General features: G+C 65.1%; 14 protein-coding genes. 6 read left to right on the top strand and 8 right to left on the bottom strand.

The window, feature by feature from the left end:
- Nucleotides 1–2 precede the first annotated feature (2 nt).
- Together ASG77_RS15090 and ASG77_RS15085 are read left to right on the top strand one after the other, a co-directional pair.
- A complete protein-coding gene (locus ASG77_RS15090; protein ID WP_056346904.1) occupies nt 3–1244 on the top strand; it encodes an aminotransferase-like domain-containing protein in 1242 nt (413 codons plus the stop codon).
- Nucleotides 1241–2482, top strand: a complete 1242-nt coding sequence (locus ASG77_RS15085) for a M20 family metallopeptidase (protein ID WP_082576074.1) — start codon at nt 1241–1243, stop codon at nt 2480–2482. Before ASG77_RS15090 ends, ASG77_RS15085 begins: the two co-directional genes overlap by 4 nt.
- Nucleotides 2483–2564: 82 nt before the next feature.
- Here ASG77_RS15085 and ASG77_RS15080 read toward each other — a convergent pair whose 3' ends face one another.
- From ASG77_RS15080 to ASG77_RS15070, 3 genes are all read right to left on the bottom strand, one after another.
- On the bottom strand, nt 2565–3239 hold the full coding sequence (locus ASG77_RS15080; RefSeq protein ID WP_056346901.1) for a GntR family transcriptional regulator: 675 nt from the start codon (nt 3237–3239) through the stop codon (nt 2565–2567).
- Between the two features lie 186 nt (nt 3240–3425).
- Complete coding sequence (locus tag ASG77_RS15075) at nt 3426–3935, bottom strand: DUF3830 family protein (RefSeq protein ID WP_056346899.1); 510 nt, start codon at nt 3933–3935, stop codon at nt 3426–3428.
- A gap of 7 nt (nt 3936–3942) precedes the next feature.
- The gene (locus ASG77_RS15070) at nt 3943–5373 is read right to left on the bottom strand and encodes an amidase (RefSeq protein WP_082576073.1); all 1431 of its coding nucleotides are present in this window, start codon (nt 5371–5373) and stop codon (nt 3943–3945) included.
- Nucleotides 5374–5578: 205 nt separating this feature from the next.
- Here ASG77_RS15070 and ASG77_RS15065 point away from each other — a divergent pair, with 205 nt between their 5' ends.
- Nucleotides 5579–6319, top strand: a complete 741-nt coding sequence (locus ASG77_RS15065) for a maleate cis-trans isomerase family protein (RefSeq protein ID WP_056346897.1) — start codon at nt 5579–5581, stop codon at nt 6317–6319.
- 123 nt (nt 6320–6442) lie between these two features.
- On the opposite strand, the gene ASG77_RS15060 is transcribed toward ASG77_RS15065, so the two are convergent.
- Nucleotides 6443–7177 carry a maleate cis-trans isomerase family protein gene (locus ASG77_RS15060; RefSeq protein WP_056346895.1) on the bottom strand — a complete coding sequence of 245 codons (735 nt, stop codon included), beginning with the start codon at nt 7175–7177 and terminating at the stop codon, nt 6443–6445.
- Nucleotides 7178–7264: 87 nt separating this feature from the next.
- Here ASG77_RS15060 and ASG77_RS15055 point away from each other — a divergent pair, with 87 nt between their 5' ends.
- The gene (locus ASG77_RS15055) at nt 7265–7723 is read left to right on the top strand and encodes a RidA family protein (RefSeq protein WP_056346893.1); all 459 of its coding nucleotides are present in this window, start codon (nt 7265–7267) and stop codon (nt 7721–7723) included.
- 8 nt (nt 7724–7731) lie between these two features.
- Here ASG77_RS15055 and ehuA read toward each other — a convergent pair whose 3' ends face one another.
- Genes ehuA through ehuB form a run of 4 tightly spaced genes read right to left on the bottom strand, consistent with a single transcriptional unit; the run spans nt 7732 to nt 10804 of the window.
- Complete coding sequence (gene ehuA, locus ASG77_RS15050; protein WP_304632680.1) at nt 7732–8547, bottom strand: ectoine/hydroxyectoine ABC transporter ATP-binding protein EhuA; 816 nt, start codon at nt 8545–8547, stop codon at nt 7732–7734.
- Nucleotides 8531–9187 (bottom strand): ectoine/hydroxyectoine ABC transporter permease subunit EhuD, encoded by a 657-nt coding sequence (gene ehuD, locus ASG77_RS15045; RefSeq protein WP_056346891.1) that lies wholly within the window; start codon nt 9185–9187, stop codon nt 8531–8533. The genes ehuA and ehuD overlap by 17 nt, the downstream gene beginning before the upstream one ends.
- On the bottom strand, nt 9184–9882 hold the full coding sequence (ehuC, locus tag ASG77_RS15040) for an ectoine/hydroxyectoine ABC transporter permease subunit EhuC (protein WP_056346888.1): 699 nt from the start codon (nt 9880–9882) through the stop codon (nt 9184–9186). The genes ehuD and ehuC overlap by 4 nt, the downstream gene beginning before the upstream one ends.
- 28 nt (nt 9883–9910) lie before the next feature.
- Nucleotides 9911–10804, bottom strand: a complete 894-nt coding sequence (gene ehuB, locus ASG77_RS15035) for an ectoine/hydroxyectoine ABC transporter substrate-binding protein EhuB (RefSeq protein WP_056346885.1) — start codon at nt 10802–10804, stop codon at nt 9911–9913.
- 221 nt (nt 10805–11025) lie between these two features.
- On the opposite strand from ehuB, the gene ASG77_RS15030 reads away from it, so the two are divergent.
- Together ASG77_RS15030 and ASG77_RS15025 are read left to right on the top strand one after the other, a co-directional pair.
- The gene (locus ASG77_RS15030) at nt 11026–11289 is read left to right on the top strand and encodes a hypothetical protein (RefSeq protein WP_056346883.1); all 264 of its coding nucleotides are present in this window, start codon (nt 11026–11028) and stop codon (nt 11287–11289) included.
- A gap of 86 nt (nt 11290–11375) precedes the next feature.
- Nucleotides 11376–12131 (top strand): ArsR/SmtB family transcription factor, encoded by a 756-nt coding sequence (locus ASG77_RS15025; protein ID WP_056346881.1) that lies wholly within the window; start codon nt 11376–11378, stop codon nt 12129–12131.
- Nucleotides 12132–12159: the final 28 nt, after the last annotated feature.

The following is a 12159-nucleotide window of genomic DNA, read 5'->3' as shown; positions in this document are numbered from 1 at the left end:
CCATGACCGCAGACCGCTCCCAGGCTACTTTGCCCCTGGCCGACCGCGCAGCCAGCCTTGTTGGCTCCGTCATCGACTCCAGCACTTCCCTGCTGGCAGCCCAGACCCACGACATTGTCCGCTTCGCCATGGGCTCCCCCGCGGACGAGGCAGTTCCGCTGGCCGAATTCCGTGACATTGCGGACAAGGTCATCGACCACAGCTCCATGACCTACGGCGCCACCGAGGGCGAGCCCGTGCTCCTGAAGGCGCTGGTGGACTACCTGGCCGGAACCTCGGATCCCACCACGGAAGAACGCGTCACCATCACCGCCGGTGGCATGCAGGGCCTGGACCTGGCCTGCAAGATCTTCATCAACCCGGGCGACCTGGTGATCGTTGAAAGCCCCACCTACACCAATGGCAGCGCCACCGCCCTGAGCTACGGCGCCGAACTGCTCGAGGCGCCCATGGATGAGGACGGCCTCATCGTCGAGGCCCTCCCCGACCTGGTGGCGGCGGCCGGTCGTACGCCCAAGGCCATCTACACCATCCCCAACTTCCAGAACCCGTCCGGCGTCACCCTCTCGCTGCCCCGCCGCCTCCAGCTGCTGGAACTGGCCCACGAGTGGAACGCCGTGATCATCGACGACGATCCGTACGGCCTGCTCCGCTTCCAGGGCGAAGACCTGCCGTCCTTCCAGACGCTGAGCCCGGGCGACCCGCTGCTCTTCTCGGTCCGGACCTTCTCCAAGATCCTGGCCCCGGGCCTCCGCGTGGGCTGGGTGGACACCGATCCCGCACTGCGTCAGCTGGTCATCAACGCCAAACAGGCCATGGACACCTGCACCAACGTCCCCAACCAGCACATCGTGGCCGAGTTCATCCGCCGCGGCGGACTGGACAACCACCTCGCCGGCCTGCGCACGGAGTACAAGCGCCGCAAGGACGCCATGCAGGAAAGCCTGCACCGCCACCTCGGCGACCGCGTCACCACCACCGATCCCGAAGGCGGCTTCTTCCTCTGGCTCACACTGCAGGGTGAGGATGCCCGGATCTCCACCCGGAAGCTCTTCGAAACGGCACTGGCGGAAGGCGTGGCGTTCATCCCCGGACCGGCACTGTCCGCCAGCGGAAAGTTCGACGACGCCGTCCGCCTTTGCTTCGCGTCCACCACTCCCGAACGGGCTGAGGAGGGCATCATCCGCCTTGCCCGGGCAATGGACCGTGAGCTTGCAGCGGTTAAGGCCGGAGCGGGAGCGTGAGTTCCGCCGTCCAGCAGCAGGGGTCGGGCGGGAGGCAAGGCGCGGAGCAGCAGGTCCTCGAGGAAAAGGTCCTGGGCCTGATCAGCGAGGCTGACCTGGTGGCACTCACCACCGCCCTTGTGGCCGCCGGCGGCGAGAACCCCGGCGGGACCGAGGAAGCCACCGTGCAGGTCCTGGCAGAGTTCAGCCGGTCCGCCGGCCTGGACGTCTTCACCGAGACTGTGGCTGTGGGACGGCCGAACTTCACGGCTGTCCTGCCCGGCGGCGGCCAGCCCGGCATACTGTTCCTCGGCCACTCGGACGTGGTCCCGGCCGGAACCGGCTGGGCGCGGCCGCCGTTTGAACCGTACGTGCGCGATGGCAGGCTCTTCGGCCGGGGCTCCACTGACATGAAGGGTGGCCTGGCCGCCGTCCTCGTTGCCCTCAGGGCGCTCAAGGATGCCGGCGCAGACCTGCCGTTCAATGCGGCACTGGCATGCACCGTGGACGAGGAGGACCTGGGCATCGGCATCCGGGCCTACACGGCCGCCGCTGCAGCGGATGAGTCCTTCAACTACTCGGCATGCGTCGTGGCCGAACCCACCGACCTGGAAACCGTGATCGGTTGCCGGGGAGACAGCTACATCGAGTTGAAGGTCACCGGCAAGTCAGCCCACTCCGGCCGGCCTGCCGATGGCCGCAACGCCATTGACGCCGCTGCCAAAATCCTGGAACTGGTCCGCAACGACCACGCCCTTCTGCAAACCGAACAGGACCCGCTCCTGGGCGCCGGCACTTGGAACATCGGCCTCATCCGGGGCGGTACCGGGACCTCGATGGTAGCGGCGGAGTGCACCGTTTCGCTGGACCGCCGGCTCATGCCCGACGATGACGCGCAGCTGATCCTGGACCGCCTCCTGGCGCAGGTCCGAGAGGCAGGCATCGACACGGACGGCATCGCGGTCTCGGCCGAAGTCGCCATGGAGATGCCCGGCTTCCGGACGCCGGACGACCACCCCTTGGTCGCCAACTCCGTTGCTGCCCTGGCTGATGCCGGCGTTGAGAGTGCAATCCGCGGCTGGACTGCAGCCTGCGACGGCGGCTTCGTGGTGCGCGACCTTGGCGTGCCGGCGATCGTGATGGGCCCGGGCGGACTCAACGACCAGGCCCACCAGGTCAATGAATCCGTCAGCATCGCCGAAGTGCGGGCAGCTGCCCGCGCCTACGCGCTGCTGTGCCTGCGGCACGGCGCCTGCTGAGTGCGCTTTAACTGCCGAGGGGCTGGCCGCACACGATGCAGCCAGCCCCTCTTCTTTGTTATTGCGGTCTGGTTGGGCCGGGTCAGGCCGTCGCCACGTCCGCATCGCCGTTGCCGGTCAGGCGGTCCAGCGCGTCTTCCATGTGGCTGATCAGGAGCTTGCCCACCCGTTCCTGATCGCCATCCGCCAGCGCCTCGGCGATGGCCTGGTGTTCGGCAACCCGGGCATACGGATCCGGGTACTTCCGCTCCAATGCGGTCAGGCACATGCGGGTTTCGGTCAGCAGCGTGTTGTGCATGCGGGTCAGCCGGGTGCTTTCGGCCGCAGCCACCAGTTTGGCGTGGTACTCCATGTCAGCCTGGGACATGGCGTCCATATCGGCCTTGTCCGCGGCCTTCTTCATGGCCTTCACCGTCTGCATCAGCTGCGCGGCAACGGCCTTGCCGCCTTTCTGCAGGATCAGTTCGGAGGCCGCACGTTCGACGGCGGTCCGCGCGACGTACATGTCGCGCACCTCTTCATCGGTCATGGTGATCACGAACAGCCCGCGGTTGCGGATGCTGATCAGCAGGCCTTCCTGGGTCAGCCTCTGCATGGCTTCACGGAGAGGTCCGCGGCTGACGCCCAGTTCCTTGGCCAGCTCCGCTTCGCCCAGCTGGGAACCAGGGGGAATCTGGCCCAGGCCGATCGCCGTGCGCAATTTACCGGCAATGATTGCTGGTGTGGACTCGCGCACCAGGGGCTCAAATCTTTGCATCGGTACTCACTATCCATCAGTGGTCCGGCTGCGACCCTCGTGGTACGCAACGGACCCGTTTTCGGTCATGTCCGGCTGGGCGGGTCGGGAATGAACTGTCTACAATCCTACCGGCAGTAGCCTGACCCTCCGTCTTTTGTGTAAAAGAAGTCGGGACCGCCCGCGTGGCGGCCCCGACGAAGCGGATCAGGGCGTGGTGTCGACGGCCCGTGAATACGTCAGGGTCTCGTCCCGGGCGCCGCCCATCCAGATGTCCTGGCAGGCGGCCGCCATTTCGTCCAGGCCTTCCACGATGGTGGCAAAGACGTTGCCGGGCACCCAGCCTGTATCTCCGTTCAGCAAGAGGTTGTTGCGGCCGTAGAACACGGCCAGGTCCACGATGGTCTCCTGCGTATCCGTAGAGTCCGCCTCGTAGCCGTGCGACGGCGTCTTGAGGTCGTTGGACGTGAAGGTGAAGTAGCAGACGTCGCCCGGTATGGGTGTCACGGTGGTGTTCTCCGCGCCCGGTTCGGCCGGGGCGAATGCCGGCACCAGGTTGTAGATCTCGTTGCGGGCATACTTTCCGTGGAAAACCTGCCCGCTCAGGGGCAACGCGTCCCAGACGGCATTGGCCGTGCGGGGTGCTGCGTCATCGAGCAGGAGCGCCTTGCAGGTGACTCCGCGCTTCTCAAGGGTGATGTTGATGTACCTGGCCATTTCTGCCTTACTTCCTGGAGGGATTGGTCAATACTGCGGTGGTGTTCGGACGGGCGAGGTGCCACTCGGTGGCGCCCTGGTAGGCGGCGGCCGCCGAAAGCACACCCGCGTCGCTGTGCCGGGGACCCACAATCTGCAGGCCGACAGGCAGGCCCCCGGCCGTATAGCCACAGGGGACACTAATGGCCGGCTGCTGTGTCAGGTTGAAGGGGTAGGTGTAGGGCGTCCACGAGGTCCAGTCCAGCGAGGACGAGCCGGTGGGGACGTCACGCCCGGCTTCGAAGGCCGGAATGGGAAGCGTGGGCGTGAGCAGGAGGTCAAAGCGCTCATGGAGGAGCCCCGCCTCGCGGCCCAGCCTCATGCGAACGGCGGTGGCGTCCAGGAAATCACTGGCACTGAAGTCGGCGTGCCGTTCCAGCGCAGCGGCGAGCAGCGGATCAATCTGCTCCGGGGCGCCGGCACCATATCCTTCCAGCACCTTGGCCGCGCCGCTGAACCACAGCACGTGGTAGGCCGCCACGGGATCCTGCCAGCCGAGGTCGATTTCCTCGACGTCCGCCCCCAGTTCCCGCAGGACCTGGACTGCCTCGCGGACGGCCTTGTCGACGTCGGGATCGTTGGTCCCGTAACCGAGGTTCGGGCTGAAGGCGATCTTCCGGCCCCGGACACCTTCGCCGATGGACGAAAGGAAGGACCGGGTGGGCGCGGGTCCGGCGGACCAGTCGCGTGCGTCCGGGAGGGAAAGGATGTCCATCATCAGCGCCGCGTCGTCGACGGTGCGCGTGATGGGGCCGGCGTGGGCGAGGGTTCCGAACGGGCTGGCCGGGTAGATCGGAACGGTACCGTACGTGGGTTTGAAACCTACGACGCCGGTGAAGCCGGCCGGGATGCGGATAGAGCCGCCGCCGTCGGTCCCCACAGACCAAGGGCCCATGCCCTGGGCAACTGCGGCGGCGCTGCCGCCGCTGGATCCGCCCGCGGTGCGGGAAAGGTCCCATGGATTCCGGGTGATCCCGCAGCGGGGGCTGTCCGTCACGCCTTTCCAGCCGAATTCCGGGCTGGTGACCTTGCCGATCAGGACGGCGCCATTTTCACGCAGCCTGGCCACGGCCGGGGCATCTTCACTCCAGTCACCGTCGGGAGATGTCAGCCGGGACCCGCGAAGCGTGGGCCAGCCCTTTGTGAGCATGAGGTCCTTAATGGACGTGGGAACCCCGTCGGCAAGGCCCCGCGGTTCATTCCGCCGCCAGCGTCCTTCCGATTCGCGGGCGGCCGCCAGGGCGGACTCCGCTTCCACGAGGCAGAAGGCGTTAATATCTCCATCGTGGCGGTCAATGGCATCCAGGGCCGACTGGGTGGCCTCCACCGGGGAGACCTCTCCGGAGCCGTATGCGGAAACCAACTGTCTGGCAGTGGCCCATTCCAATGAATCAATCACGCTGTGAAGCTCCTTGTCCGGTGCGAAAAACGACCTATGATTACGGCTTGCCTGGCTGTGACGCCGGTAACACTCTTGTCAGGTTATGTTGCCCGTGTCACTATTGTCAACAATCCTACTTTCCTATCTTTTGCCGGTTTGGAATTGTACGATTGTGCACAATAACCGGGATCTGTTCCCCGGCACTCACTTCGAAGGAGAATTTATGACTGTCACGATCGGCATGCTGTACCCGGGCTTTGGAGCCGAGGACGACTACCCCTACATGGAGGAACTCCTCGGCGAGGGAATCCGGTTTCCGTTGGTCCACACCTCGGTGGGCGTTGACGCCCACGAGGTCCAGGCCCTGCTGGACCTCGGCAAGAGCGAACGGCTTCTCGAAGGTGCGGAGGCCCTTCGCGCTGCCGAGCCGGACGCCGTTATGTGGGCCTGCACGTCCGGCAGCTTCGTTTTCGGTTGGGACGGCGCCCAGCAGCAGGCACTCGAAGTCCAGGAAGCGCTGGAGGTCCCCGTGTCCTCCACGTCCCTGGCCTTCGTTGCCGCGTGCCACGCCCTGGGACTGACCCGGGTGGCCGTCGCTGCCACCTACCCGGAGGACGTTTCCCGGCACTTCGTCGCGCTCCTGTCCCGCGGCGGCATCGACGTGACGCAGCTTGTCAGCCACGACATCCCCACAGCTGCCCTCGCCGGCGAACTTGACCGCGAAGGCGTCCTGGCGCTGGCCAGGAGCAACGACAGCGACGAAGCGCAGGCAATCCTGATCCCGGACACCGCCCTGCACAGTGCCCGCTGGATCAATGAGCTGGAAGAAGCCCTCGGCAAGCCCGTGCTGACGGCGAACCAGGTTACGGTCTGGCAGGGCCTGCGGCTGGCCGGCGCCCTGCGCCCCTGCGATGCACTGGGCCACCTCTTCAAGGAGACCGCTTCCGTTTCCGCGGGAGCCTAGGACTCTTCCACAATGGATCCCTTTCCATAAAGAATCCCGGGCGCGGGCAGCCATTGGTGCAGCCCGCCCCGGGATTTTTCGTTGTGCGGCACATCTTCCGCTTTCGGGATTCCTACCGCACGGCTACGCCAGGAGTCGCTGTCCGGGACCCACCGCCGTCTTTCCCAGCCTGCGCAGCGAGGCCCAGGCCGTTACTTGGTTGGCCGACAGTACCGGCTTGCCCAGCTCGCGCTCCAGCGGAGCGATGATGTCGTAGGTCGGCAGGTTGGTGCAGCTGATGAAGATAACGTCTGCCTCGGGCACGTCCGCCCCGCGGATGAGGTCCGCGGTGACCTGGTAGGGGACTTCCCAGATGCCGCCACCCAACCCCAGTCCGGCCTGCGACACCACTGAATGGCCCGCTTCCTCCAGAAAATCCCCCAACCGCCGGGTCAGGTCCGTCACGTAGGGCGTAATGACCACGACCCTGGACGCACCCAGATGGTCCAGCGCCTCCAGGAGGGCCTCCGACGTACTGACGCCCTGCGCATCGCCCGCTGTGGCCATGACCTTCGATATGTGACGGGCCCCTGATACGCCGTTAATGAAGCTGCCGGACGTGCACGCGTACGCCATGACGGCGGGGCGCACGGCACTCAGGTTCCGAACCGCCTCCAGGATGTCGCCGTCGTCGCTGACGTCCTCAGCCATCTCCAGGCTGACGGGCTCATCAAAGAACGGCGTCCGCGTGAAGAAGAGCGAGACATCCGCCGGCATCCACCGCCACAGCTCGCGGTCCAGGGCCATGTCGAACGGGCACACCACGCCGATGCCGGACTGGGCTTCCGGCCCTGCGAATGTTGCATCATGGGACTGCATAATTCTCCTCAAGTAGTAGATTGTTGACAATTCTTCGACGCGTATCTAGGGTCCATAGTGACCCGGCACACCCTTCGAAGGAGCATCATGGATATCGCAAAAAACCGCACAGACGCCGTCGAACTCGAGCTGCCGTCCCCTCCCGTCCCGGTGGCCAACTACGTCCCGGTGCGGCAGGTGGGAAACCTCATTTTCACGGCCGGCCAGACCCCCACCAGGGACGGCGTCCTCACCGTCAGCGGCAAGCTGGGGCGTGAGCTCAGCATCGAACAGGGCCAGGAGGCCAGTGCCACAGCGGCACTCAACTGCCTGTCCGCCCTGCAGCAGCACCTGGGCTCGCTGGACCGGATTGTGTCCATTGTCAGCCTGACCGGATACGTGGCTTCGGCCGAAGGATTCGGGGACCAGCCGGCCGTCATCAACGGCGCTTCCCTGGTCCTGGAGAAGGCTTTCGGCGACAAGGGGCGCCATGCCCGGGCAGCTGTCGGTGTTGCCGAACTGCCCGGGCTGGCGCCCGTTGAGATTTCCATGATTGTGGAGGTGTAGCGGCCCCGTCAGTGCTGCAGGACGGCCCGGAGGAAGGTCCGGGTGCGTTCCTGCTGCGGGTCCTTGAAGATCTGCGCCGGCGGTCCGCTCTCCACGGCAGCGCCGTTGTCGAACATCACCACCCGGTCGGAGATCTCCTCTGCGAACCGCATTTCATGCGTCACCATAAGCATGGTCATGTCCGTGGTGTGGGCGAGGTTCCGGATCACGTTCAGCACCTCCCCGATCAGCTCCGGGTCAAGGGCGGAGGTGGGCTCGTCGAACAGCAGCACCTTCGGCCGCATGGCCAGCGCCCGGGCAATGGCCACGCGCTGCTGCTGGCCGCCGGACATCTGGGGCGGCGTGTGGTTCATGTGCTTTCCCAGGCCCACAAGATTCAGCAGCTCCGCCGCGCGTTCCTTCGCCTCGGCCTTGTTCATGCCGAGCACGTGTATGGGCGCTTCGATGATGTTTTCCATGGCCGTCATGTGCGGAAACAGGTTGAACTGCTGGAAGACCATCCCGATCTTGCGCCGGGTTTCGCGCATCTGCTTGGTCTCGCGCACCTTTTGGCCGGGACTGACGTCCCACAGCGTGTCGCCGTCGACCTTTACCAGCCCTTCGCTGGGAGTCTCGAGCGTCATGAGGATCCGCAGGATGGTGGTCTTGCCGGATCCGGATGGGCCGATGATGGAGACCTTCTCCCCCGGGGCCACCTCGAAGTTCAAAGACTTCAGGACCTGGTTGGATCCCCAGTTCTTGCTGACGTTCTGGAACCTGATGATCGGGTCCGGGGCGAGGTCCACGGGTGCGGACAGGGGTTGGGGTTCAGTGCTGGGGCGCATAGCGCCGCTCCAATCTATTGACGAGCCGCGAGGCTGGGTAGCTGACGGCCAGGAAGAGCAGGGCCGCCAGGGTCAGTGGTTCCAGGTATCGGAAGCTCGAGCTGCCGATGGCCTGTGCCGTCGCCATGAGTTCCACCACCGTGATGGCCGAGAGGACCGCGGAGTCCTTGAACATCTGGATGAGGTAGTTGCCGAGCATCGGGACCACCGTGCGGACCGCCTGGGGAAGGATAATCCTGCCCCAGGTGCGGACGCTGGGCAGGCTCAGCGCCGTTGCGGCCTCCCATTGCCCCTTCGGCACGCCCTGGATCCCGCTGCGGTAGACCTCCGCCATGTAGGCGCTGTAGTTCACGCCGATCACCACCACGCCGGTGGTGAAGGCATCGAAGCTGATCCCGTACGCGGGCAGGACGAAGAACGCACAGTAGGCCTGCACCAGAAGCGGGGTTCCGCGGACAAACACCACGAAGAAGGACACCACCAGCGACAGCACCGGGATGGCCAGCCGCCTGAGGATGGCGAAGAACAGGCCCAGAGCTGCAGCCAGGGTTGTGCCCAGCAGGGTGATCTTGATGGTCACCCAAAGCCCCTCCAGGAGCAGCGGAATGACCGACACGGCAAAGTTGTTGTCCCAGATCAAGCTGCACCCACCTTCATCATTTTGCTGTCCTTGCGCTGGGCAGCGAGTGCCCTCCGGTCAAGCGCAAACCGCCGTTCCAGCCAGCTCGTCAGCAGGGTCAACAGGTAGGAAAGGACAAAGTAGAGCACCAGGATGGTGAGGAAAATAGCCGTCGTCTGACCGGTGCTGCTGCGGATCATCTGGGCCCGGAAAGTCAGGTCCGCCACGGTCACCAGCGAGACCAGCGAGGTGTTCTTCAGCAGGTCCACCATGACGTTCCCGAACGGCGGCAGCATGGCCGGAATGGACTGCGGGATAATGATGCGCCGGAGCCGCAGTGCGGGCTCCATTCCCAGCGCGATGCAGGCCTCCGTCTGGCCCTTGGCCCGGCTGGCGATGGCGCCACGTACCACTTCGGCGGCGTAGGCCCCTTCGTTAAGGCCAAGCGCCAGGACGGCCGCTGTCAGCGGGTGCAGCTGGATGCCGAAGAACGGCAGCGCGAAGAACAGCCAGAACATCTGTACCAGCAGCGACGTCCCGCGGAACACCTCAATGAAGACTCCGGCCGGCCAGCTGATGAAGCGGTGGCTGGACAGCCGCGCCAGCCCTGCGGCGAACGCCACCACCAGGCAGAGGGCGCCGCTGAGGACCGCCACCAGGATGGTGGTCAGCAAGCCCTGCCACAGCAGCGGCGCGTAGTCGATTACTGCCGACATCCGCACCTCCCCTCGACCGGCAACAGCATCAGCCCGCGGTCTTGCATAGCTCCTCAGCGGTTACGCCCTCCACCACGGAAGCGTCAAAGCCCCACTTGGTGAGGATTTTGGCGAACTCCGGGGTGGCCTTGAATGCTTCGAGTTCCTTGTTATAGGCCTCGTGGAAGGCGGCGTCGGACTGACGGAATGCCGCGCCGGAGCCGGTGCGGGGAGCATCGTCCAAAGGTGCGGAGATCTCGAAGCTCGAGTCGTCCGCCGCAAGGGCCTGCAACGACAGGGTGGGCAGCATGAAAGCGTCGGCGCGGTTGGCCTTGAGTGCCTCAAGGCCGCTGCGGCCGTCGTTGATTTTGACCTGCTGGGAGGCCGGGACGTTGGCCGTCTTGAGTACGCCTTCCTCGAAGCCGCCCGGGAGCACCGCGATCCTCAGTGAGGGGTCAGCCAGGATAGCGGCCACGGAGGTGATGCCCTTCGGGTTGCCTTCGGGGGTGGCGAAGGACTCCGTGGAGACAATGACCGGCTCCGAGTAGAGGACCTGTCCGCAACGGGATTCCTTCATGAAAAGACCCGCAGCGATTACATCCCAGCGGTTGGCATTCAGGCCCGGAATCATGGATTCGTAAGGCGTGATGATGCCCTGGACCTCTTCGATGCCCAGCCGCTTGCAGACAGCGCGAAGCACATCCGGTTCGCAGCCGGTGACCGTTCCATCCGCGTCAACCTGCGTGTATGGCGGTTCGTTGGCGATGCCCACGCGGAGAAAGCCCTGGGACTTCGCTTGCTCCAGCAGGTTGCTGGCAGCGCCGGAGGCAGGACCTCCGGGCGCCACACTCGTGCAGCCGGTGGCCCACCCAGCCACCGTAGCGCCCAGTACAGCCACTCCTGCACCTCGCAAGACATTCCGCCGCGAAATGTAACCCGTCATAACTACTCCTTCACCCGGACCCACCGGGGATAGTCAGCAAATCACTCGATGTGATGCGTGTTACATAAAACCTAGGAGCAACATGTACTATTGTCAACAATCCGAATGTAAATTTTGAACCTGCTGGTGATGACACTGACGTTTCCCCGCGAGGCTCGAATCCCACAATTCGGCGGCACTATCGCCAACCCCACCAGCACAAAGTGTCCGAAGGAACCACCATGAAGAACCGCGGCCGACTCCACCACGTCCGACTTTCCGAGAACAGCCGGGCACTCGGACCACGTACCGGCGAGCACTGCCCGGTCAACGGATGGTGGGCGCCCCTCGAAGGCGAGGGAGACGCGCGCTTCATCACCGAAGGCACCATCATGCCCTCAGTCAACGGTGCGCCAGGCTTATGGACCCTGACTGTGCGGCCGGCGGGGCGTGGCTACGCAGCCAGCGCCGGACCGGCAGGCCTGACTTCGCTCGACACCGTCTGATCCGCGCCCCCGTGCGAGGTGGGGACCTGAGCCTTCGGCCGCCATGCCCTTGTTAGGTGACCATATGGTCACGTATCATGGGAGCTATGGACGCCGTATTCAAGGCCCTCGCCGACCCCACCCGCCGGGACCTGCTCGATGAGCTCTTCCGGGAAGACGGGCAGACCCTTCACGCGCTCGAGGCCCGCTTCGAGATGACCCGCTACGGCGTCATGAAGCACCTCAAGCTGCTGGAAGACGCCGGGCTGGTGGTCACCCGCCGTCGGGGCCGCGAGAAACTGCACTTCCTCAATCCGGTGCCCATCCGCCTGGTCCACGACCGCTGGGTCAGCAAATATGCAGAACCATGGGCCGCTGCCCTCAGCGACCTCAAAACCAGATTGGAAAGTCCCATGGAAAAGATCTTCGAAATCTACATCAAGACCACCCCGGAACGGCTCTGGGAAGCCATCACGGACAGCGGAATCCGCAGCAAATACCAGTTCGGCAACAGCATCAAATCGGACTGGACGCCGGGGAGCCGCTTCGAAATGGGCAACCCGAAGGCCGACGGAGCGCTGCTGGGCGAGGGCGAAAACATCGAAGTGGACCCGCCCCGCAAACTCGTCCAGACCATGACCGCACTCTGGGGCGAGGACGTCAAGGCCGAAGGCACCTCCCGCATCACCTGGGAAATCGAACCCGTGGGCGATTCCTGCCACCTCACCGTCACCCACGACCAGCTCCGCGAAGGCGCCAACGACCAGCTCTACGGCGGCTGGCCGATGATCCTCTCCGGCCTCAAAACCTGGCTCGAAACCGGCGAAAAGCTCACCACCCCGGGCTCGCTCATGTACACCTGAGGCGGCTCCGGCCAGCGCCACCTGGTGC

It is taken from the genome of Arthrobacter sp. Soil762 (assembly GCF_001428335.1).
Taxonomy (GTDB): domain Bacteria; phylum Actinomycetota; class Actinomycetes; order Actinomycetales; family Micrococcaceae; genus Arthrobacter.
This window is presented reverse-complemented; position numbering and strand designations above follow the sequence as displayed.

What these genes read in the sequence shown, in the direction of transcription:
- ASG77_RS15090 (WP_056346904.1), top strand. Translation starts at nt 3, where the DNA reads ATGACCGCAGACCGCTCCCAGGCTACTTTGCCCCTGGCCGACCGCGCA.
- ASG77_RS15080 (WP_056346901.1), bottom strand. Translation starts at nt 3,239, where the DNA reads ATGCAAAGATTTGAGCCCCTGGTGCGCGAGTCCACACCAGCAATCATT.
- ASG77_RS15075 (WP_056346899.1), bottom strand. Translation starts at nt 3,935, where the DNA reads ATGGCCAGGTACATCAACATCACCCTTGAGAAGCGCGGAGTCACCTGC.
- ASG77_RS15065 (WP_056346897.1), top strand. Translation starts at nt 5,579, where the DNA reads ATGACTGTCACGATCGGCATGCTGTACCCGGGCTTTGGAGCCGAGGAC.
- ASG77_RS15060 (WP_056346895.1), bottom strand. Translation starts at nt 7,177, where the DNA reads ATGCAGTCCCATGATGCAACATTCGCAGGGCCGGAAGCCCAGTCCGGC.
- ASG77_RS15055 (WP_056346893.1), top strand. Translation starts at nt 7,265, where the DNA reads ATGGATATCGCAAAAAACCGCACAGACGCCGTCGAACTCGAGCTGCCG.
- ehuA (WP_304632680.1), bottom strand. Translation starts at nt 8,547, where the DNA reads ATGCGCCCCAGCACTGAACCCCAACCCCTGTCCGCACCCGTGGACCTC.
- ehuC (WP_056346888.1), bottom strand. Translation starts at nt 9,882, where the DNA reads ATGTCGGCAGTAATCGACTACGCGCCGCTGCTGTGGCAGGGCTTGCTG.
- ehuB (WP_056346885.1), bottom strand. Translation starts at nt 10,804, where the DNA reads ATGACGGGTTACATTTCGCGGCGGAATGTCTTGCGAGGTGCAGGAGTG.
- ASG77_RS15030 (WP_056346883.1), top strand. Translation starts at nt 11,026, where the DNA reads ATGAAGAACCGCGGCCGACTCCACCACGTCCGACTTTCCGAGAACAGC.
- ASG77_RS15025 (WP_056346881.1), top strand. Translation starts at nt 11,376, where the DNA reads ATGGACGCCGTATTCAAGGCCCTCGCCGACCCCACCCGCCGGGACCTG.